Source organism: Rhodospirillum sp. A1_3_36 (genome assembly GCF_047263945.1).
Classification (GTDB): domain Bacteria; phylum Pseudomonadota; class Alphaproteobacteria; order Rhodospirillales; family Rhodospirillaceae; genus Rhodospirillum.
Window position 1 is genome coordinate 384433 of sequence record NZ_JBLAVB010000001.1, and the last position, 22456, is coordinate 406888.

Here is a 22456-nt window from a genome sequence, read left to right on the forward strand (position 1 = left end):
CTGGGTACCGTTCTGGTCTGGCTGACTGCACTAGACCTGCGTTGGCCGTCAGTGCATTGGGCGTTTCTTGGTTTCGGGGTGCCAGGAACGCTATTTTTAAGGTTGTCTTTATCCCTTGTTCTGGCCCTCGTTGTGGTTTGGATATGCACGGTGCTTCTTTTGGTTTGCTTCCATCCCCAAGGGGGAACTAGGTGATGACGACGGCCTATCTGAATCTCTTGGGAGGGTTGGTTGCGGCAGGCGCCCTTCTGATAGCCCTTTTGACCGTTCTTTATGTGTTTAACCGCCAGCGGAGGGTGGTCGAGGCTCAGTTGCGGGAGGCCGAGCGGGAAGCAGATGAGGCGAGGGCGGAAAGCGGCCGTTACCAATCCCTGATCGAGGGGATGGCCGATGGGCTTTTGACATTGGATGGGGCGGGGCGGATTTTGTCGGCGAACGTCGCAGCGACGCGTATCTTGGGGCGATCCACTGATATGCTGATCCAGTCAAATCTGCAGACCCATATTCCCGAATTTGATCCGGCCTGGCGGTATGAGAACAGTGCGGCCAAGCGCTCCAAGGAGGGAGCGGAGCTTGTGGTGATGGCGCGTTTGCCTGACGGGCACTCTTTGCCGGTCGCCCTGGCCGTGACCCCACTGGCTATTGAGAACGGCGAAGGGGGGTTGGTTACCCTACGGGATCGGCGGGAGCAGACCCTGGGTGAGGAGATGGACGGTATATCCCGCTCCATTGATACCCATTTGCTCCTTGGAACCCAACTGGAAGGGGTGGCGGCGGAAGTCTGCGACCGAGTCGCCAAACTGTTTGAGGCTTCCGCAGTCTGGATGGCCGTTCTGGAGCCACGGGGAGGGCATCGGGTCGTTGGCTGCGGCGGTCCCCGAATGCCAGAGACGAGAGATATGGTGGAGACCGTTCAGGGAGACGGCTTCGCCAAGGTCGACCCGGCGGGCATGGCTTGGCGCCTTGGCCGTACCCAGGTTCTGGAGCACATCGATCCCATGGGGGCGGCTGTGGCCCCCTGGATCCGGGCTTGTGGATGTGAATCCGTTCTTTGTTTGCCGCTTTGGGCGGAAAACACGGTCAGCGGTATTCTTACCCTGGGTTTCAATCGGGATATTTTGCCTCCCATTGCTCGGCGGCGGTTGGAGGTTCTTGCCAATCGTCTGGGTGCGGCGCTGCGGACCATCCGCGATCAAGCCCGTTTGCGCTTGCAATCCACCGCGATGAGTGCGGCGGCCAACGCCATTTTCATCACCAACGCAGACGGCCAGATCGAATGGGTCAATGAAGCCTTCACCCGCCTGTCGGGCTTCACGGCAGAGGAAGTTCTGGATCAAACGCCCAATCTTCTGAAATCGGGCGAGCAGCAGCCGGAGGTCTATGCGGAACTGTGGGCGGCGATCAAACGGGGCCGGGTCTGGCGGGGGGAGTTGACCGAGCGACGCAAGGATGGCAGGACCTATGTGGTGGACCAAACAGTTACGCCCATCCTGAATGATAGCGGTCAAGTGACCCATTACGTGGCTGTCCATGAAGATGTGACTGCCCGCAAGAAAGCTGAGGAGCGGGTTCGCTACCTATCCAACTACGATACCCTGACGCGTTTGCCCAATCGGGTCCTCTTCAGAGATCGCCTCTATCAGGCTGTGGTCCAGGCTCGGCGAGGGCATGCGGGGATAGCGGTGATGTTCATCGATCTGGACCATTTCAGCCGGGTGAATGATACCCTGGGTCATGCCGCCGGTGATCAAATGTTGATGACCATCGCCTCGCGTATCAATGCGGCAGCGGAAGAAGCCGATACGGTTGCCCGGGTGGGCGGAGACGAATTCGCTCTGATCCAGACCGGTGTTACCAGCGCCGAGACCGCCTCGGCCCTCGCTCGCCGTTTGATTGAGGTCATCCAAACCCCAGTGGATTTGGGCTCTCAGGAGGTGCGGGTGGGGGCCAATGTGGGGATTGCGATCTACCCTCAGGATGGCACGGATCCGGACAATTTAATGAAGAACGCGGATATGGCTATGTACCGGGCCATCAAATCCGAAGATGACAATTGTTCCTTCTTTTCCACGGAAATGAATGCCGAGGCAGCCGTCCGATTGGGTCTGGAAGGGGATTTGCGTCGTGCCCTGGACAATGATGACGAACTGCATCTGCACTTTCAAATCCAATACGGCCTGGAAACGGGAGAGCCCAAGGGGGTGGAAGCCCTGGTCCGTTGGCAGCATCCCGAACTGGGTGCCATACCCCCCTACCGGTTCATTCCTGTCGCAGAGGATAGCGGTCTGATCCATGACCTTGGGGACTGGGTGCTGAACCAAGCCCTTATGGAGTATGCGCGCTGGCGTGCCGCTGGGGCAGCCCCCCTGACGATGGCGGTGAACATTTCGGCGGTGCAGTTCCGTCAAAAGGGTTTGGTGGAGCGGGTCACGGCGTTGTTGGCTGAACATGGGGTTGATCCCCATGATCTGGAGATGGAACTGACGGAAAGCATGTTGATGCAGGATGCCGAACAGGCAGTGAACCTGCTGAATGACCTGTCAAGGGCCGGGATCCGTTTGGCCATCGACGATTTCGGGACGGGGTACTCCTCACTGAGTTACCTCAAGCAGTTTCGGGTGGATAAACTGAAAGTGGACCAGTCCTTTGTCCGCCATGTGACGGATGGCGGTAACGACGCCGTGATCGCCCGTGCCATCATCAATCTGGGACACAGTCTGGGTCTGGAAGTCATCGCCGAAGGTGTGGAGGAAGAAGGCCAGCTTGCCTATATGCGCGACGAAGGCTGTGACGTGATCCAGGGCTTTTTGCTCGCCCGGCCAGAGTCGGGAGACAAGGTGCTGGAGGTGCTGCTCAACGCCCAGGGACGACGGGAGATGGCCGCTCGAATTCGGGATGGTATTCTTCAGGTGGAGGCATAGAACCGTGCTGCGATGAACTGGCTGGAGCAAGGGAACATCGCATCATCGCAAAACATTGTTTTGCTCTAAGATTTTGTTTTATCTCTGTCTCCTTGAAAAAATAAGAAACGCGGGGCTTTGCCCCGCTCCCCACCGGAGCCTGAGGCCCCGGACCCCCATTTGGGATCAAGGGGTCCGCAGACCCTTTGCGGGTCTGGGCAGAGCCCAGAAACTGCGAAGCACAGTTTCCGGATTTTCGAGGAAACGGTGTATATCGCATTTTGGGTAGGTTGCGATCAAACCAGGATATTGATGGAAGACGGTGCTGTCACAATCGCGTTCAGCCCGCCTAACCCCTTCAGGAAGGTATCGACCTTCTGCAAAGCCTGTTGACCTTGATCCACGACGTTTTGCGTTTCCGCATCATCCGTTTCTTTCAGCTTGCGCTTTGCGGTTTCCAAGATGGATTTAAGCGCGTTCTTTATCTTGTCGACGGTCGAGGCGAAATCTGCATCGGCTTTGGCGTCTCCAAAAGCCTCTTTCCTTTTCGCGATTTCCGCATTGAGCTTCTCTTGAATGGCTCTGAGGGTCGCTTGCTCTTCTGTCGAACCGGTTCCCTCGTCCGATGAGCCGTCTGGAACGCTGTTTCCACTGCCGTCGGTCGCAGAGTCTGGGTGAGACGGGGTGGCCCCATTTTTCGACTCGACAGGCGCTGGCACTGTGGAACCTGCCGCAGTCTCGATATTGCTGCTGATTCCTGTGGCGGCGACGTCGTTTTGCGTCGCGGCGGGAAGAGGCGATGGGGCAGAGGCGTCTGATGAAACCGGAGCGGAAACGCTTGAGGACATGGTCGGCTGGCTCACGTTGGCCCCACTGACAGAGAGCCCGACTCCTCCACCGGAGTATTGCTGCACGGCAGAGGAGAGTTCCTTGGCCAATTGAGCGGCTTGTCTGGCGGCCGCTTCCGGATTGATGTTCGCCAGCATGCGCAGGGCCTGCAGTTTTTGTTTTATTTCCTCGATTTTCTCGCGAGCTCTCGCTTTTCGTTGCTCGGACGGGTCGGGTGTCGATGCAATAAAGTTTTGCAGCACCCGATCCCGGGTATCCAGACGATCCTCCAACGCCTTCGCCTTTTCAGGATCCGTATCCTTAAGGGCCTTTAGAATGTTCGTTTCGGCAGCGCTCCTTGTGGATTGGCGATTATCAGAGGAAGATCGAGCGCCCAGCATCAGAAGCGAAGACGGAAATGGCGTGGGAGCGGATATGGAGGTCATGACGGAGTCCTTCCTTGGCGATTGACAGCTCCAATTCACTTTTCTAGCGAACCTTCAACGTTCCATCCTATCAGAGAAGGCTGTGCACAAGGAGAGTGTATTTTTCCACAGTACACCACAGTGTCTTGTATTTTTGGGCGATCGCCCAAGCCCCTTTGGGGGCACATGTCTCCAACCCCCCATTTCTCTTTTATAAATGAGAGCCCGGGGTCTGGGGCCTTTCCGGCCCCAGTGGGGGACAGGGCAAAGCCCCGTGATGGGAAAACACATCCTGTCGTGTAGCGTGGTGCTTTTCGCTTTGTGCCTCCCTTCCTGGGGCTATTCAGCGTCCAGCTTGACCTTTTCCAGCTCTAGGCGGAGTTCCACCACATCCTGGTCGATGATGCCGATGCGTTCGAAACCCAGGTTTTCGCAAAACTTGAGCATGCGCCGATTGTCGCGTAAGACTTGTCCCAACATGTAGCGGGTCCGACGTTCCTTGCAGTAGCGGATAATTTTGCGCATCAGGGCTTTGCCTAAGCCCGACCCCTTCAGGTCCGAGCGCACGACGACGGAAAACTCGGTGGTCTCGTTATCCGGATCGGTGACGGCGCGGACAACCCCCAGAGTCTGCTTATCTCCATCTTCGGTCAGTTCTGCAACGAAGGCCATTTCTCTCGCATAGTCGATCTGGGTCAGCCGAGCCATCTGGTCATGGGGGAGTTCCTTCACCAGTCCAAAGAAGCGGAAGCGGATATCCTCCTGAGTTAATTTAGAGACGAATTCGTAATGTTTCGGCTCATCCTCTGGCCGGATGGGGCGCATGAGGACGGACCGCCCGTCGTTCATCACGAAGTTTTCTTCCAACTGCTTGGGGTAGGGGCGGATTGCCAGCTTATGCGGCCCCTTGGTGCGCCCCGGCTCCAAGCGGACTCGCGCATCCAGGGCCAAAACACCTTTCGCATCGGCAAAAAGGGGATTGATCTCGAGTTCGACGATTTCCGGAATGTCGATCATCATTTGGGCAATCTGGATCAGGGTCACGCAAATGGACTCCAGGTCCGCAGGCGGTTTGTCGCGATAGCCCTCCAGCAACTTGTAGACTCGAGTCCGCTGGAGCATGTCCTGGGCCAGCGCCATATTCAGGGGAGGCAAGGTAACGGACCGGTCGCGGATGACCTCCACGGCGGTTCCTCCCTGTCCAAAGAGGATTACAGGCCCGAAAATCGGGTCGATCGTGGCGCCGACGATCAGTTCATGGGCGCCGGGGCGCCGGGCCATGCGCTGGACCGTGAACCCCTCCACTGTGGCATCGGGGAAGGTTTCGGCCATGCGCCCGGCCATATGGGCACAGGCGCGGTGCACGTCTTCAGGCGTTTCCAGGTCCAAAACGACGCCGCCCACGTCCGATTTATGGGTGACGGCATGGGAGAGAATCTTGACCGCCACCGGACCATTCAGGCGCCGAGCCAAATCCTCGGCTTCCTCAGGCGTGCCGGCGATGTGGGTTTCCACCGTCGGGATACCAAAGGCGGCGAAGACGGCCTTGGCCTCTGGCTCGCTCATGGTCAGGTGTCCTCGCTCGATGGCGAGGTTAATAATCAGCCGGGCGGAGGCCACGTTTGCGGTGAACTCCGTCGGCAGACTGGGGGGTGTTTCCATCAGCATCACCTGATTGCGCCGATACTCCACCATATGCATGAAGCCTTGAATGGCTTCGTCTGGCGTCCCGAAGGTGGGCAATTGAGCGTCGGCGAAAAGGCGACGGGCTTCCGCGACGCTCTCTTCTCCGGCCCAGCAGGTAAAGATGGTCGCCGAGCGCCGTTTCTGAGCCACGGAAATTACCGACTTGGCCGCTTCTGTGGCCGAAATCAGTGCGCTTGGGGCATGCATGACCAGAACGGCGTCCACTTCCTTGGCGTCCGCCAAGGTCTCCAAGACCTTTTCGTAATCCTCGGGTTTGGCGTGGGCCCCAATGTTCAGGGGATTGGACACGGACCAGGTTTTGGGCAAAATCTTGGCTAGGCTCTCCTTGGTGTCATCACAAAGGCGGACCAGATGTCCGCCTTTCTCGGTGATATCATCCACGGCCATGACGCCGATTCCGCCCCCATTCGTCACGATGGCCAGTCGTTCCCCCCGGGTGGCGATACGCTTGGAATGGGCGATCGTCTCCACGGCAGAGAACATTTCTTGAAGGCTGTAGACCCGCAGCATGCCCGCTCGTTTGAAGGCAATATCGTGGATTTCGTCGGATCCGGCCAGATTGCCGGTATGGGAGGCTGCAGCCCGGGCTCCGGCCTTGTTCCGACCGGATTTGATGACAATCACGGGTTTGTTTCGGGCCGCAGACCGGGCCGCGGACATAAATTTTCGGGCATCCGTGAGCGTCTCGATATACAGCAGAACGGCTCGTACATCCGGTTGGGCGCCCAGGTAGTCCACGGCATCGCCGAAATCCACATCAGCCTTGTCCCCAAGGGAAACAAAATGGGAAAAGCCGATGTCATGGCCCCGGGCCCAGTCGAGGACGGCGGTGCAGATCGCGCCGGACTGGCTGATGAAGGCCACTTTGCCGGGCAGGGCAGGCTGGTGGGAGAAGCTGGCGTTCAATCCCAGTCCCGGAACCATCAAGCCAATACAGTTGGGGCCGAGGAGGCGCATCCGGTGGGGGCGGGCCGCATCGAGCATGGCCTGTTGAAGAGACCGTCCCCCGGCTTCCTTGGCCCGGGAGAGACCTTCTGTCATGACGATGGCGGCTTTGCAGCCCAGCGCACCCAATTCATCGACCAGTTTTGGGACCGTTTCGGGCGGTGTGCAGATCACGGCCATGTCTGGCACGGCGGGTAGGGAGGCCACATCCGGATAGGCCAGAACACCCGCAACCGCATGGTATTTGTTGTTGACCGGCATGATTGGCCCGTCGAATCCACCGCTCAACAGGTTGCGCATGATCAACTGGCCGACGGTGTTGTCCTGGTTGGACGCGCCAATAACGGCAATGCTGGTCGGGGCGAATAGCGCAGAGAGATTGCGGACGCTCATCAAGGACTCCAACGGGCGGGGCGCAGGGCGAGGAAAGTGCTGTTAAGAAGCTGTCTCAAAAAGACTTTTCACTTCGACCTGCTAGGTTCGAGGTAGCCTGACCCGTTTTTTCTCCGGGTGCAACCCTCAAGCCAGACCCGCGCTAAGGGGTCTGCCGTTGTCTTTTCTCCTCCAATGATTGGGGGGTCACTCTGGAATGAACAATTCGCCGCGAAGCAAGGCCAGCGTCGTCCTAAGGAAAACCACTGTGATCAGACCTGTGGCCAGAATCAGCAGAAACCCTCCCACCAAAGTCAGGCCTCCATGGCCAATTCGGGCGCAGACATCCAGGCAGGCGATAGTGACTGCAGCTGTGGGAAACGTGTAGGCCCACCAGGACACGAAGAAGGGCACCTTCAGGAATTGGCGGGTCAGGGACAGGTTTAACAAGGTGAGGAATAGGGCACCGTATACGAGGATGCGAGCGAATCCATCAACCTGCCCACCGTTCAGGGCCACATAAGCCAGATACCCCACCGCAGGGGGCGCGATCAAAATGAAGAGGGTTGGCAGGAATTTTGTCGCCAAGGGGTGATGGAAGACGATTCGATGGAACACAATGGTGAACAGCACGATCCAATAGATCAATCCTATGGAAAAGAAGAACCAGGAGGCCTCGCTGTGTCCTAAGGGGACCCCGGCAATCGGAACGAGAATATTGCCCACCACGGGGATGAACCAAGCGGGGTTAATCATGGAAATCTCGTGGGACTGGGTGAACCAGCGGCCCATGAGATAGATCGTTCCCAGGAGGTGCAGGGCGGCCCCGGTAATCCAAAGGTTTTGGGCCAAGGACGGAGCGTTGGGCAGAGCAGCCACGGCCAAAAGGAGGAGGCTGATGGAGAAGGCGGGAAAGAAATTCACGCGGATTGGATGGGTGAATTCCCTGCGGACTTCCCCGGGATGCCGGAGCAGTTTGAGGCCATAAAGGGCCGAGATGCATAGAAAAAGGAGTGCGGAGAACATCAGGATTCCGTCCCCGACTTCTTCGGGGATGCCCAGAACATGACTCGCTTTACGCCAAGCTAACCCCAACCCCGATACTCCCATAACCACGGCGAACAAGGGGATCGGGACATGAGAGAGCCAATGAGTTTGTAATCCATCTCCGACGGAATGAGTTCGCAATCCATCTCCGACGGAATGAGTTCGTAATCCATCTCCGGCAGATGCTGAGGTGCATGGGGCGTCGACGTCGGCCGACGGTATGGGAGCTGTGGAAAGAGGAGAAGGGGGGGCTGACATGACAGGGACCTCGGTTGGTTTCGATTAATATTAGTAAGTTCTTATGTATCAAGCAAGCCGGGGTCGTGCATTGATGAAACGCAACGGATCGGAGTCTGGGAGATGGTAGGCGGAAGGCGGAAGGCGGCAGCAGAAAAAAAAGGCGATCCCATGGGGGACCGCCTTTTCCTCTATGGCTCCGGAGGAGGGATTCGAACCCCCGACCAATCGATTAACAGTCGATTGCTCTACCGCTGAGCTACTCCGGATCATTGAGCTTCCGAGGGGACCGCAGAGCGAGTCCCTGAGGCTCTATGGTCTGCTTACTCTATCGGGCCAAATCAAAAGCCCTTTGGTATTGTAAAGTCGGCAGCTGATGCAAACCAACCATCGTCGTTTTGCCGTTCGCCGCAGAACCTTCCCGCAGTATAGAAAAAGGCGATCCAATGGCGGACCGCCTTTATCCCAAATGGCTCCGGAGGAGGGATTCGAACCCCCGGCCAATCGATTAACAGTCGATTGCTCTACCGCTGAGCTACTCCGGATCAATATACCCTTTGATCGTCTTGTATGCCTACTCTATTGTTCACCCACTTTAATGAGCAAGACGAAATCGCCCAGTCATTTGGAGGCCGGAGCCGGACTCGAACCGACGTACGCGGATTTGCAGTCCGCTGCATAACCCCTCTGCCATCCGGCCCTCTCGTTGAGCACTTATGCCGAATTTTCCATTTTATTACAAGAGGAAAGAGGCGGGTTCTCAACTTTTCTCTTCGGTTCAAAACCCTGGGGCTCGGCTCCGAAGAGGGCGGCTTTATACGCTTGGGCTTTTGATCGGTCAAGCGTCAAAAATCAGAAAAATTCATCTCGCCTCGGCAGGAGAGAAAAAGGCAGCCGCTCCCGCTCTCAAGACTCCAGACTTATTGTCATGGCTGCGGGCGGGGGCTATAAACCGGAGCCGCCTTGAAACCTGGTCATCGGGAGCAGGGCATCCGCGTCTTCCTTCTTCCACGCGAGAGGCCATCATGGACTACAGCGTCGCGCGCATCAATATGATCCACAATCAGATCCGTACCAACCGGGTGACGGATCCCCTGGTCATCGAAGCCATGGGCGAGGTACCGCGCGAGGTCTTCGTGCCGAAGGCCTTTAAAGGTGTCGCCTATGTGGACGAAGACTTGGCCATTGGTGGTGGCCGCTTTCTGGTGGAGCCCATGACCATGGGCCGCTTGCTTCAAGCCGCATCGATTCAGCCCTCGGACGTGGTCTTGGATATTGGTTGCGCCACAGGTTATTCCGCCGCAGTGTTGGCGCGTATGGTCAATACGGTTGTGGCCCTGGAATCCAATGAGGAAATGGTGGAGAAGGCCTCTGCCAATCTGGCTGATCTGGGTCTGGACAACGCCGTGGTGGTTTCAGGCCCTCTGGCCGAGGGCTACGCCAAGCAGGCCCCCTATGATGTGATTGTCGTCAATGGCGCCATTCCATCCATTCCGGACGGACTGCGGGATCAATTGGCCGATGGTGGCCGTTTGGTCGCTGTGGTCATGGAAAAAGGATCCGGTCGCGTTGTCGTGGTCGAGCGTCGAGGTGACACCTTCGGGCGCCGTGTTGAGCTTGATGCCAACAGCCCCCTTCTGAACGGTTTCGAGTCCGTTCCCGCATTCGTTTTCTGATCGATATCCCCCTCCCTTGGGGAAGGGGCCAAGATGACAAAAATGCCCGGATTCGTCCGGGCATTTCCATGATTGGACAGGGGTGACTTTGGGTTTTCCTTTGAATTGGAGCGGTGTGTCACCCAGTTCACGGCACACGACAGGGGGCCGGCACGGGGCTTTGCCCCGGTCCCCCACCGGGGCCGAAAGGCCCCAGGCCTCGGACATTTATTGGCCGAAAGGCCCCAGGCCCCGGACAAAAAAAGGGGGTTTGGGGGTATTTCCCCCAAATGGGCTTGGGCAATCGCCCAAAAAAGACGAGACACTGTCCTGTAGCGTGCTGCGACCTTTATCCCGTTCGGTAGAGATGTCCTTGGGAAAACAAACCAAGGGTTCAGCGGGTTTTGCGTTGCATGTTGGCAACGCCGGTGCATTCTTACCCAGTGTTTGTGATGTTGCGCTTGGGTTTTATGGGGCCAAACCGTATTGTATTGTTCAGTATGGGGGTTAGGCTCCCCTCCTTGCCAACGGGATCAAACCCTGTTCGGGATTGACCTCGTGTCGGTTTGGCCTGACCAAAGAAGATGGTCAATCCTGAAAACACCATTGGTTGATAGGCGCTCCGAGAGAAAAATGATGAAACCCTTTTCCACCGCTCCCGTCTCGAAAGTCGTGGCCGCCCTTATGTTCGCCAGTGTTGGGCTGGGTGCGGCGCCAAGTTTCGCGGAAACTTTTGAAGAGGCTCTGGTCTCTGCCTATCAGAGCAATCCCACAATCGCCGCCCGCCGCGCCGTGTTGCGTGCCGTGGACGAGCAGGTCCCTCAAGCCCTCTCCAACTGGCGTCCCCAGGTGTCCATCCAGGGGTCCTCTTTCTATCGGAGGCTGGACCGCTATCCTGGACAAAAGAACGTCCATACGGTTCCTGCGTCGGTGGGGATCGTTCTGGACCAGAACATCTTTCGCGGCTTTCGGACCGAGGCTCAAACCGATGTTGCCGAGGCAACGGTGAAGGCAGAGCGGGCCACTCTGCATTCTGCGGAACAGACTGTCCTGCTGAATGCCGCCCGGGCCTATTTCAATGTCATGCAGAATCAGGCCGTCCTGGAACTGAACATCAACAATGAAGACGTTTTGAATCGGCAGCTACAGGCGGCCCGGGACCGCTTCCGGGTAGGAGAAATCACCCGAACGGATGTCGCCCAAGCCGAGTCCCGTCGGGCGGGCGCAGTTTCCGATCGGATTGGGTCAGAGGGTGATTTGAAAACGGCCATGGCGACCTATGAGCAAGTTGTTGGGCATCCGCCGGAAAATTTGGTGGCTCCCGCGCTCTATGCGAAGTTGCCCCTCACCCTGGCTGATGCGGTTGCCGAGGCGCTGTCCCGCAATCCTGACATCGTGAATGCCTTATACAATTGGGATGCTGCCCAGGCCACAGTTCGAGACGAAAAGGGAAAGCTGCTGCCGACCGTGACGGCCACCAGCTCGTATACTTGGGCCCATGAACCGTCCTCGACCGCGAATCTGGACACCACCACCTTTGAGGTTGGACTGAATCTGAACATTCCCCTGTACCAAAGCGGCGCGATTTATTCGCAGATCAGGGATGCCAAACACCGCTCCGGTCAGCGTCGACTACAGGTGGATGAACAGCGCGATACGGTTGTGGAGAATGTCGCCACGGCTTGGCAGAATCTGCAAAGTGCCAATGCCCGTGTTGAGTCCTATAACAGTCAGATCGACGCCGCATCCATCGCCCTTCAGGGCGTGCAGCGGGAGGCCCAGGTGGGATCTCGTACAACATTGGATGTCCTGGATGCCGAGCAGGAGTTGCTGACCTCTCGCGTGAACTTGGTTCGCGCACAACGGGACGCTGCCATCAATACCTACGAGTTGCTGACGGCCATGGGCCGTATGACGGCTCAGGATCTGGAACTCGATACCCCGATCTATGATCCGGTCAAGCATTACGAAGAGGTGCGTGGCCAATGGATTGGTGGCAACGATTGGGCGGATAAGGATGCGGCCATGTCTCCGGAAAAGCCACTTTCCCAGGACGCCGTTTTGAACGAAACAGATGACAAGGCCATTCAGACCCTCCCCAAGGTGCGATATGTCATCGCGCCGGGTGAGACAAAGGGGGGGGCTTCCCCATCTCAGTAGGCCCGAATAATTCCGACTCGATGGTGGGGGGCGGCTTGTTTTGGCCGCCCTTTTCCGTTTTATCCGTGATTCTCGGGGAATGGGAGCGCTGTGTTTATCCCGTTTTTGAACTGCGGCGGGTAAGAATTTGTTTACATGGATGCTTTTATGGTAATCCCGAGACTTGAAACTTAATTTAGGCCGGGCGAGCCGAGCACCATGAGCGACGAAAACGCGCAACAGGAACCCTCGATGGAGGACATTCTGGCCTCCATCCGGAAGATTCTTTCGGAAGATGAGGAAAAGGCCGAGGAACCCGAGCCGGAAGTCGAACCGGAACCGGAGCCGGAACCGATCTTGGATGATTGGGGTCTGGAGGACGAGCCGGAACCGGAGCCGGAACCGGTGTTCGAGTTGGAGGATGAGGAAGAGGAGGAGGATGAAGTCCTCGTTCTTGAAGATCTCGTTCCCGAGCCGGAGCCGGAGCCGGAAGAAGAAGATGTTCTGGAACTGACCGATGTGATGGGCATGGAGGACGATTTTCCGCCGGAGCCAGATCCCGAGCCGGAACCACCTCCTCCACCACCTCCGCCACCGCCTCCTCCTCCCCCTCCCCCACGAGTGACCGAGGACCAGGGCCTTGATCGTATCATGTCCTCTCAAACTGAGGCTCTGGCGGGGGGGCTTTTGGCTGGATTGGCGTCTGCCGTGTCCCGGGAGCGGAATATCGGTCTGGGTCATGGTGGTCTGACGCTGGAGGAGATCGTTCGCGAAATCCTACGCCAACTTCTTAAGGAGTGGCTGGATCAACATCTGCCTCAGATGACCGAACGTCTGGTTCAAAAGGAAATCGAGCGTCTGGTTCACGGGATCGACAAGAACTAGATCAAACCGCCCTAAATCGGAATCGATTTAGGGCGGGTAATTTGATCCAGACTCATATGGTTAGAGCATCGGGTGGAGCGGAAAGCCGGTGTTCACTTTTCCGCTTGATGCTCTAGATTTTAGAGGCGCTTCGAGATCAAGTTGGTCCGCGAATGCGGCCCAACTTGATCTCGGACGATTCTAAGGGAAGGGTGGAAAACCGAAGCCGGTTTTCCACCCTCTCAGTCCCGCAGAGAAAGGGTTTGATTCCCGCCAGACGAGTCCTATGATTGCCGACCTTTCGGGGTCGGTTTTTTTATGGGCCGGTCCCATGGAGGGGATCCTCCCTCCCATTTCCATTGAAACTATGAATCGAAGGACAGTCCCGCCATGCTGGACAAGACCTACAGCGCCGCCGAGGTCGAAGAGCGTCTGTACGCGCGTTGGGAACAATCGGGCGGATTTGCCGCCGATCCCGAAAGCAACGCCCAGCCCTATACCATCATGATGCCGCCACCCAACGTAACGGGTAGCCTGCACATGGGACATGCTCTGACGTTCACCCTTCAGGACACCCTGATCCGCTTTCGCCGCATGGCAGCCCATGATGCCCTGTGGCAGCCGGGGACCGACCATGCCGGTATTGCCACCCAGATGGTGGTGGAGCGGAAGTTGGCCGAACAGGGGATCACCCGCCACGACCTTGGCCGAGAGGCCTTCATCGAAAAGGTCTGGGAGTGGAAGGCGGAATCCGGCGGCGCTATCCAGCGCCAATTGCGTCGTCTAGGGGCTTCGCCCGACTGGGAGCGAGAACGCTTCACCATGGATGAAGGCCTGTCCAAGGCCGTCCGTAAGGTTTTCGTGACCCTCCATAAGGCAGGGCTGATTTACCGGGACAAGCGCTTGGTGAACTGGGATCCCAAACTCCATACGGCCATCTCCGACCTGGAAGTGGAACAGCGGGAGGTCAAGGGCAAGCTCTGGCACCTGCGTTACCCCGTGGAGGGGCAGCCGGGCCGGTTCCTGACCGTGGCCACGACCCGACCGGAAACCATGTTGGGTGATACCGCCGTGGCCGTCCATCCGGAGGACGAACGTTTCAAGGACCTGATTGGCCAGCAGGTGCGCCTGCCCATCGCCGACCGCCTGATTCCCATCGTCGGCGACGAGCACGCCGATCCGGAAAAGGGCTCTGGCGCGGTGAAGATCACCCCCGCCCATGACTTCAATGACTTCGAGGTCGGGCGCCGCCACGACCTGCCCATGATCAATATCCTCGATATGAATGCCCGGTTGAACGAGAACACGCCCCCCGAGTACCAGGGCATGGACCGCTTCGACGCCCGCGAGAAGATTGTCGCAGCCTTCGAGGAGATGGGGCTGCTCGAGAAGATCGAGGACAACCCCATGACCCAGCCTTATGGGGACCGCTCCGGTGTGGTGATAGAGCCCTGGCTGACCGACCAATGGTTCGTCGACGCCAAAACCCTGGCCCAGGAGCCCATCAAGGCTGTCGAAGAGGGCAGGACGGAATTCGTGCCCAAGCAGTGGGAGAAGACCTTTTTTGAATGGATGCGCAACATCCAACCCTGGTGCGTCAGTCGCCAGATTTGGTGGGGTCACCAGATCCCGGCCTGGTACGGTCCCGATGGCAGGTTCTTCGTCGAGGAGACGGAAGACGAAGCAAAAATCGCCGCCCGCGCCCATTACGGCGAAGATGTTGTGCTCACCCAGGACACAGATGTCTTGGATACTTGGTTTTCCTCGGCGCTCTGGCCTTTTTCCACCCTGGGCTGGCCCGATGAGACACCGGAGCTGAAGCGCTATTACCCCGGGGATGTGCTGGTCACGGGCTTTGACATCATTTTCTTCTGGGTCGCCCGGATGATGATGATGGGCCACTACTTCATGGGGGATGTCCCCTTCCGCCATGTTTATATCCACGCCCTGGTCCGGGACGAGAAGGGCCAGAAGATGTCCAAGTCCAAGGGCAATGTCATCGACCCTCTGGATCTCGCGGGCCAGTATGGCACCGATGCCGTGCGCTTCACCTTGATCGCCATGGCCGCCCAGGGCCGGGACATCAAGATGAGCGAGCAGCGGGTCGCCGGATATCGGAACTTCTGCACCAAACTGTGGAATGCGGCCCGCTTCTGTCAAATGAACGAATGCGCTCCCCTGGACGGCTTCGATCCGGGCTCGGTCCATCTGACCCTCAACAGGTGGATCGCGGGCAAGGTCGAGGAATGCGCCAAGGCCGTAGGCGAGGCCATCGTGGCCTATCGCTTCAACGACGCTGCCCAGGCCGCCTATGGGTTCGTCTGGAACACCTTCTGTGACTTGTACCTGGAAATGGCCAAGCCGATCTTCCAGGGCCAGGACGAGGCCGCCAAAGCCGAGACGCGCGCCATGGCCGCTTGGACGCTGGATGCTATCCTCCATATCCTCCACCCGATGATGCCCTATATCACCGAGGAGCTGTGGGAGAAGATCGCCCCGCGCGAGCGGATGCTGGTCGAGGAAGATTGGATCGAGGGCAAGGGCCTGTCGACGCCGGAGATCGCGGCCGAGATGGATTGGGTGGTCAGCTTGATCTCTGCGGTGCGCAGCGTGCGGGCGGAAATGAACGTGCCGCCGGGGGCCAAGATTCCCCTGACGCTGAAAGGCGCCAATGCCGAGACCCTGGCTCGCCTGAAGACTCATGAGCCGCTGATCCTGACCATGGCCCGGCTTGAGAGCGTCGAACCCAGCGAAGAGGTTCCCGGCAGGGGCGCGGCTCAGATCATCCTGGGCGAAGCGACCTTGGTTCTGCCCCTGGCGGGTGTCATCGACCTGGACCAGGAGCGCCAGCGCCTGGAGAAGGAGTTGAAGCGCCTGGATGGGGAGGTGGCCCGCATCGACAAGAAGCTGTCCAACCAGAGCTTTCTGGCCAAGGCCCCTGAAGAGGTGGTTGAGGAGCAGAAGGAGCGCCGCGCCGACTACGAAGGCCAGCGGGAAAAGGTCCGTGAAGCCTTGACGCGGGTCGGATAGGCAGGCGAGGGGGCGAGCCGTGTTATTCCTCGACTTCGACGAAGCCTGGCGGGTTTACCTTGGGGCAGGGCGGCGTCTGCCGCCCGTGCCTCCGCCCCCTGAGAAAGGGACGCGGAGGGTGTCCGGCCTCCTAGAGGTGGCCGACGACTTCGATCTGATCGTTCTGGATGCCTATGGGGTGCTTCATGAAGGGGCAGGGGCCCATGACTTTGCCTTGGAGGCCTTCTCGGCCCTGCGGGAGCGAGGGCAGAAAGTCTGCGTGCTCACCAATTCGGTGACCCACGCGCCCGAGGAGGTGGCCAAGCGTCTGACTGCCATGGGTTTCCCCATAGGCGAGCGGGAGGTGATCTCCGGGCGCTCGCTGTTGCCTTGGTTCCTGCGATTCCACAAGGGTGGGCAGGGATATGCCGTTCTTGGCTATCATCCGGACGCGGTGGTTGAGGCTTTCCCCGGAACCCGCGTGGGATCCTTCGACCCTGCCGATCTGGACTCCGCGACCGGATTTATCCTGGTGGATACGAATATGTGGGCGGACGGCACGCCGGAAGAGCTGCTGTTCGAGTCCCTTACGGCCAATCCCCGCCCACTGATTGTTTGTAACCCCGATGTCACCTGTCCTTATCAGGGGGCGCTCAGCTACGAGCCGGGGTTCTTTGCCTTCCGCTTGGCGGAGGCCCTGCCCAAACTGGACATCACTTTCCTGGGCAAGCCCTATCCCGCCATCTATGACTTGGTTACCAAACGCTTCAAGGGCATTCCCCGGGATCGGATTTTGGCGGTCGGTGACAGCCCCCATACGGATGTCCTCGGCGCCCAAGGTGCAGGCATGAAGGCGCTTTTGGTGGAAAGCGGGTTGTTGCGCACCCAGGTCAGCGGTCAGCGGTTGACGGAATGCGGAATTGAACCGGATTTCATCGCCGAAACGATCTAAAGCGTTCTGCCTGATCTGCGACTCCACAGTACACGATAGGGGGTATTGGCCCCTAAATGGGCTTGGGCAATCGCCCAAAAAATATGAAACAGTGTCGTGTACCGTGTTGCGACTCACACAAGATGCTTTAGAGCGCAACTGGATCAGCTTGAGTCAAGCTGATCCAGTTTCACTCTCATTCTATAAGTTTTAGAGTATTCTCCAAAGTCGTCATTCCCGCGTTCGCGCTAAGGGACGCACATATCTTTTATTTAGGGCTGATCATTTTTATTTCGTCATGCCCGTGAAAACGGGCATCCAGGGTTGATTTCTCTGGTATTGGCGCTTAGCGCGTCAGGATGCGTCAATCGCCGCCGCTGGTTCTTCCCACCCTGGATTCCCGCGGACGCGGGAATGACGACTTAAACTGTTTTTCCGCACCTTGTTAGAGGGATTTGATAGGAGGCGACTCTAAGGATTCTGGTCGGAAGCGGGGGCGCTGTCGGCTTCGGGGGCGCCGAAAGCGGCCACGATGGTTGTGGCACCGTGCTCCACCACGCGGTCCATGTCCTCAGCCGAAATGGGGCGTCCAGACAAGACCGAGGGCCAGAATGTTGTGGCCTTGATCAGGGCAATGAACTGGCTGGACACCATTTCCGAATCGTCGGTGATCAAGGCGCCAGAAGCCTTGGCTGCGGCGAAGAAAGCATTGAAAATGCTTAGATGGTCCGAGCAGCGGTTCAGCTCTGCGGCGAGGGTCGCGTCGCGCAGAACCTCGCCCATGGCCATGCGCATCATCCGCATGAAGGATGCCGAACGGATCAATCGTCCCTCGGCCTGACCCAGTTCCACCAATTGGGGGCGGAGAGGCCGACTGGGATCATAGGTCACATTCAAGGTCGTCCGGGCTTCCTCGCCAGCCATGCCCACGATGGTTCGGAACAGATCTTCCTTGCTTTGGAAGTGGTTATAGACTGTTCGCTTGGACACCATCGCGCGGGTGGCGATGCGGTCCATACTGGCGCCGCCGAACCCATTCTCGAGGAACTCGGAAATGGCAGCATCAACGATCTGGCGTCTTTTCGATTCTCGGAGGGCCATGGGCTCGAATTTCCCCTTTCTTTCCGTAGTGGTATAGGGCCTCGGTTTTGAAAAGTAAACTTTTGGGTTTACAGAGCGTTGGGGAAATGTAAACTGTACCGTACAGTTTAATATATTGAACCGGTCCTAAAGCGGGACCCGCGTTCCCCATGAATGAGGCGCTCCATGGCGATAGATTTCGTGCTGAATGGCCAACCGGTATCGGTTGACCTCCCCGGAGACACCCCCCTTCTTTGGGCCATTCGAGAAGGGATTGGTTTGACCGGAACCAAATTTGGATGCGGTGTTGCGGCCTGTGGAGCCTGCACCGTTCATTTGGCAGGCGAGCCCGTTCGGTCCTGTCAAACCCCGCTCGACTCCGTGGCCGGGCAATCCGTGACAACGATCGAGGGGGTGTCGGGCCAAGCTGCCCAGGCGGTCCAGACCGCTTGGCGGGAATTGGACGTGGTCCAATGTGGCTACTGCCAATCGGGTCAAATCATGTCCGCTGTGGGCTTGCTGAGCACGACGCCACGACCGACGGATGCGGAAATCGACGATAAAATGGCAGGCAACGCCTGCCGCTGCGCCACCTATCCCCGCATCCGCGCCGCGATCCACCGCGCTGCCGACCTGATGGAGGGCTAAGCCATGACCGTTCAAACCTCCCGTCGTGGATTCCTCAAGGGGATTGCCGCCTTGTCTGGTGTCGCCTTGGTCGTTGGCTTCGATGCCAAGGGCGCGCTGGCCGCCGCACCGCTTGGGACCGTCGACCTCAACCCCTTCGTCAAGGTTGACGGAGACGGCGTTGTGACCGTTGTCCTTAAGCATTTCGAGATGGGGCAGGGGACCTCCACGGGCCTCGCGACCCTGGTGGCCGAGGAGTTGGACGCCGATTGGACCACCCTGCGCACGGAGTTCGCACCCGCTGACGGAGAGAAGTACCAAATCGTCGGATTCGGCGTGCAGATGACCGGCGGATCCATGTCCATCTGGAACTCCTATATGCAATATCGCAAGGCGGGGGCTGCGGCCCGGGCCTTGCTTGTGCAGGCCGCAGCCGCCGAATGGGGCGTGGCGCCCGAAGCGGTCACCGTTGAGAAGGGACTTCTCAAGGCCGGAGATAAATCCGCCGGTTTCGGCGCGTTCGTTGCCGCAGCAGCGGCATTGGTTCCGCCCGAGACTCCGCCCCTCAAGGATCCAGCGGCCTTCACGTTGATCGGTAAGTCCGACCTGAAACGGCGGGACAATACCAACAAAACGGATGGCACGGCCGTCTTTGCCCTGGATGTCACCCTGCCGGGTATGGTGCACGCCGTCATTCTGCGTCCGGATCGGCCCGGTGCCGTCCTTGCCTCCTTCGATGCCTCCGGCGCCAGGGATGTGGCCGGGTTCCTGGATGCCAAGGCTCTGCCGAACAAGGCGGGGGTTGCGGTTTTCGCCAAGTCCACTTGGGCGGCGATCCAGGCGCGAAACGCGATCACCGCCGAATGGGACAATAGTGCCGCAGAAACCCGCTCCACCGGGCGCATGGTTGAGGAACACCTTGCCCTGGTACGGGGCGAACCCACTTATCAGGTCCGGGAGGGCGGTGATCTGGCGACCACGACGGCGGCCTTGTCCGGTGCGGCCAAGGTGATTGAGGCGGAATTCACTTTTCCCCACTTGGCCCATGCTCCCATGGAGCCCCTGAATTGCGTCATCGAGGCAACCGAGACCGGCGGCGTCCGCTTCCATGACGGCTGTCAGGCGCCGGGGATCACCCAAGGCGCCGTCGCCCATGTCCTGGGATTGACGCCGGACAAGGTGGAAGTGAACACGGTTTATGCCGGAGGGTCCTTCGGCCGCCGCGCCAGCCCCACATCCGACTACCATGTGGAGGCCGCACTGGCCTTCTCCCTATTGGGGGGCAAGACTCCCGTAAAACTTGTCTGGACCCGGGAAGACGATATTCGGGGCGGCTATTACCGCCCCATGGCTGCCCATCGGGTCAAGATTGGCCTGGATGGTGACGGCAAACTGGTGGGGTGGGATCACCGGTTGGCTGTGCAATCCATCATGAAAGGCACGGCCTTTGAGGCTGCTATGGTCCAAAACGGTGTCGACGGTACCTCGGCAGAGGGTGTGCGGGACAGTCATTACGCCATTCCCGCCATGTCCGTGGGCCTGTCGGATTGGACCTCGCCACTTAAGGTTCTGTGGTGGCGCTCTGTGGGACATACCCACACGGGCTATGCCATGGAAGCGGCCATGGACATGGCTGCCAAGGCGGCGGGCCAGGACCCGGTGGCCTTCCGTCTAGCGCTTTTGGAAGGCGATGATCCGGATCGAAAACGGCTTGCTGGGGTGCTTCGCCTCGTGGCCGAGAAGGTGGAATGGAACAAACCCGCTGTCGCGGGGCGTTTCCGGGGGGTGGCCGTTCACAAGTCCTTTAATACCTACGTGGCCCAAGTGGCTGAGGTCTCCCGGTCCGAAGATGGGGCAATCAAGATCGAGAAGGTGATATGCGCCGTTGATTGCGGAGTCGTTGTCAATCCGGACATCGTCAAGGCTCAGATGGAAGGCGGGATTGGTTTCGGTCTGGGGGCGGCCATGCGCAACCAGATCACTTTCACCGACGGTGCCGTAGATCAGTGGAATTTCCCCGACTATATGCCGTTGCGGATGGGGGACATTGGATCCATTGAGGTTCACATCCTGCCCTCCACCGAAGCGCCGACGGGCGTGGGGGAGCCGGGCTTGCCTCCCTCGCTGCCTGCCGTGGCGAATGCCATCGCTGCAGCCACCGGAGACTGGCCGACGCACCTTCCCTGGAGCGAGAACGGCCTCTCCTTTGGGGCCTGATTGTCCGGATTTGTGAAACGGAAGAGGGGGGCTGTCGCCCCCCTCGTGTTTACTGTGACTTGAATATGGGGGCGATTACATCCCCTCAGGCTTGGGCGTGCCTGCAGTGCTCACCGGCAGGATGGGGTATTCGACCTTGGGCTGTTCTCCGGTCAGGGTTTTGAGGAAGGCCGTGATGGCCGTTACCTCTTCTTCGCTCAGGGTCTCCCCCAACTGCGAAGATCCCATGACGGCGACGGCCTGTTCCAGATCCCAAACCTTTCCGGAATGGAAATAGGGGGCAGTCAGCTCAATGTTGCGCAAAGGGCCAGCTCGGAAAACGTAGTCATCCGTTGCGGTCTTGGTTACGGCAAACCGCCCCTTGTCCCCGGGTGGCAGAATGTCGGCGCCCGGTTGCTCCACCACGCCAAAGGGATAGTACCCATGGCCCCCCACGTTGACTCCGTTGTGGCAGGCCGCGCAGCCCTTGTCTATAAACAGAGCCAAGCCCTTCTTTTCTGTTTCATCAAGAACGACGTCGTTGCCCTCCAACCATTGGTCAAAGCGGCTTGCAGGGGTAATGAGCGTCGCCTCGAAGGCCTCAATGGCCTTGGCCATGTTGTCAAAGGTCACAGGGTCCGCCTCGCCTGTGAAAGCGGCTGTGAAGGCCTCTACATAGGCGGGCATGGACTTTAGGGTGGTAACCACCCGTTCGGGAGTGCTGGCCATTTCCACACCGGCCTGGACAGGTCCCTTGGCTTGAGCCTTCAAGTCCTCGGCCCGGCCATCCCAGAATTGGGCCTCGTTGAATACGGCGTTGAGCACTGTTGGGGCGTTGCGCGGTCCCTTTTGCCACCCATGCCCGATGGAGGTCTCGAGGTTGTCATCTCCTCCCATACCCAAGTTGTGACAGGTGTTACAGGAAATCAAACCGCTCTTGGATAGGCGGGGATCGAAGAAAAGGGAGCGGCCCAATTCAATGCGCTCTCCGGTCACCGCGTTTCCCTCCACCGCAGGAACTATTGAAGGGATGGGTTTGAACATGTCCTTGGCCTGATCCCGCAGGTTATCGGCAGCGAAGGCGGTGCTCACAGTCAAGACACAGGCGGCACAAAGGGCGGTCGTTGTCATTCGGAAACGGCCCATGGACTTGTCTCCTTCTTGGATCGCGCCCCCAATTCGGGCCGGTGGATCCGGCGTTGGGAAGCGCCATTGACACTCCACGGGGAAAAATCCCGGATTAGGAGAAAAGTTTCATTGATATCTATCAAAAGAGTAGGGGCATTTGGTTTCTATACCCCGTCTCCAACCGGGGCTTGAGGCCCCGGACCCCCATTTGTTTTTACCAATGGGATCAAAGGGTCCGTGACCCTTTACGGGTCTGGGCAGAGCCCAGAAACTGCGAAGCAGGGTTTCCGGATTTTCAAGGACACAGAGTCTAGTTTACCTCCGCATCCGAATGGGAAACGGTATGCAGAGGATTGGCTTCAATAT

The 22456-nt window shown here is 58.6% G+C and carries 13 protein-coding genes and 3 tRNA genes; 8 read left to right on the plus strand and 8 right to left on the minus strand.

What is annotated here, in order from left to right:
- Positions 1–194: 194 nt before the first annotated feature.
- Positions 195–2921, plus strand: a complete 2727-nt coding sequence (locus ACLIRY_RS01625; RefSeq protein WP_413203596.1) for an EAL domain-containing protein — start codon at positions 195–197, stop codon at positions 2919–2921.
- Positions 2922–3196: 275 nt separating this feature from the next.
- On the opposite strand, the gene ACLIRY_RS01630 is transcribed toward ACLIRY_RS01625, so the two are convergent.
- From ACLIRY_RS01630 to ACLIRY_RS01655, 6 genes are all read right to left on the minus strand, one after another.
- A complete protein-coding gene (locus ACLIRY_RS01630; RefSeq protein ID WP_413203597.1) occupies positions 3197–4174 on the minus strand; it encodes a hypothetical protein in 978 nt (325 codons plus the stop codon).
- Positions 4175–4492: 318 nt separating this feature from the next.
- On the minus strand, positions 4493–7198 hold the full coding sequence (locus ACLIRY_RS01635; RefSeq protein WP_413203598.1) for a GNAT family N-acetyltransferase: 2706 nt from the start codon (positions 7196–7198) through the stop codon (positions 4493–4495).
- Between the two features lie 186 nt (positions 7199–7384).
- On the minus strand, positions 7385–8365 hold the full coding sequence (locus tag ACLIRY_RS01640; RefSeq protein ID WP_413203599.1) for an SLAC1 anion channel family protein: 981 nt from the start codon (positions 8363–8365) through the stop codon (positions 7385–7387).
- A 290-nt stretch (positions 8366–8655) separates the two neighbouring features.
- Positions 8656–8730, minus strand: a tRNA-Asn gene (locus tag ACLIRY_RS01645).
- Between the two features lie 201 nt (positions 8731–8931).
- Positions 8932–9006, minus strand: a tRNA-Asn gene (locus ACLIRY_RS01650).
- A gap of 81 nt (positions 9007–9087) precedes the next feature.
- Positions 9088–9161, minus strand: a tRNA-Cys gene (locus tag ACLIRY_RS01655).
- A gap of 325 nt (positions 9162–9486) precedes the next feature.
- Here ACLIRY_RS01655 and ACLIRY_RS01660 point away from each other — a divergent pair.
- From ACLIRY_RS01660 to ACLIRY_RS01680, 5 genes are all read left to right on the plus strand, one after another.
- Positions 9487–10137, plus strand: a complete 651-nt coding sequence (locus ACLIRY_RS01660; protein WP_413203600.1) for a protein-L-isoaspartate O-methyltransferase family protein — start codon at positions 9487–9489, stop codon at positions 10135–10137.
- Between the two features lie 612 nt (positions 10138–10749).
- On the plus strand, positions 10750–12276 hold the full coding sequence (locus tag ACLIRY_RS01665) for a TolC family outer membrane protein (RefSeq protein ID WP_413203601.1): 1527 nt from the start codon (positions 10750–10752) through the stop codon (positions 12274–12276).
- 198 nt (positions 12277–12474) lie between these two features.
- On the plus strand, positions 12475–13140 hold the full coding sequence (locus tag ACLIRY_RS01670; RefSeq protein WP_413203602.1) for a DUF2497 domain-containing protein: 666 nt from the start codon (positions 12475–12477) through the stop codon (positions 13138–13140).
- A 369-nt stretch (positions 13141–13509) separates the two neighbouring features.
- The gene (locus ACLIRY_RS01675; RefSeq protein ID WP_413203603.1) at positions 13510–16149 is read left to right on the plus strand and encodes a valine--tRNA ligase; all 2640 of its coding nucleotides are present in this window, start codon (positions 13510–13512) and stop codon (positions 16147–16149) included.
- Positions 16150–16168: 19 nt separating this feature from the next.
- Positions 16169–17080, plus strand: coding sequence for an HAD-IIA family hydrolase (locus tag ACLIRY_RS01680; RefSeq protein ID WP_413203604.1), 912 nt, complete (start codon positions 16169–16171; stop codon positions 17078–17080).
- Positions 17081–17530: 450 nt separating this feature from the next.
- On the opposite strand, the gene ACLIRY_RS01685 is transcribed toward ACLIRY_RS01680, so the two are convergent.
- On the minus strand, positions 17531–18160 hold the full coding sequence (locus ACLIRY_RS01685; protein WP_413203605.1) for a TetR/AcrR family transcriptional regulator: 630 nt from the start codon (positions 18158–18160) through the stop codon (positions 17531–17533).
- 165 nt (positions 18161–18325) lie between these two features.
- Between ACLIRY_RS01685 and ACLIRY_RS01690 the strand changes: the two genes are divergently transcribed.
- Complete coding sequence (locus ACLIRY_RS01690) at positions 18326–18787, plus strand: (2Fe-2S)-binding protein (protein ID WP_413203606.1); 462 nt, start codon at positions 18326–18328, stop codon at positions 18785–18787.
- Positions 18788–18790: 3 nt separating this feature from the next.
- Complete coding sequence (locus ACLIRY_RS01695) at positions 18791–20983, plus strand: molybdopterin cofactor-binding domain-containing protein (protein ID WP_413203607.1); 2193 nt, start codon at positions 18791–18793, stop codon at positions 20981–20983.
- A gap of 75 nt (positions 20984–21058) precedes the next feature.
- Here ACLIRY_RS01695 and ACLIRY_RS01700 read toward each other — a convergent pair whose 3' ends face one another.
- Positions 21059–22108, minus strand: coding sequence for a cytochrome-c peroxidase (locus ACLIRY_RS01700; RefSeq protein WP_413203608.1), 1050 nt, complete (start codon positions 22106–22108; stop codon positions 21059–21061).
- Between the last annotated feature and the right edge of the window lie 348 nt (positions 22109–22456).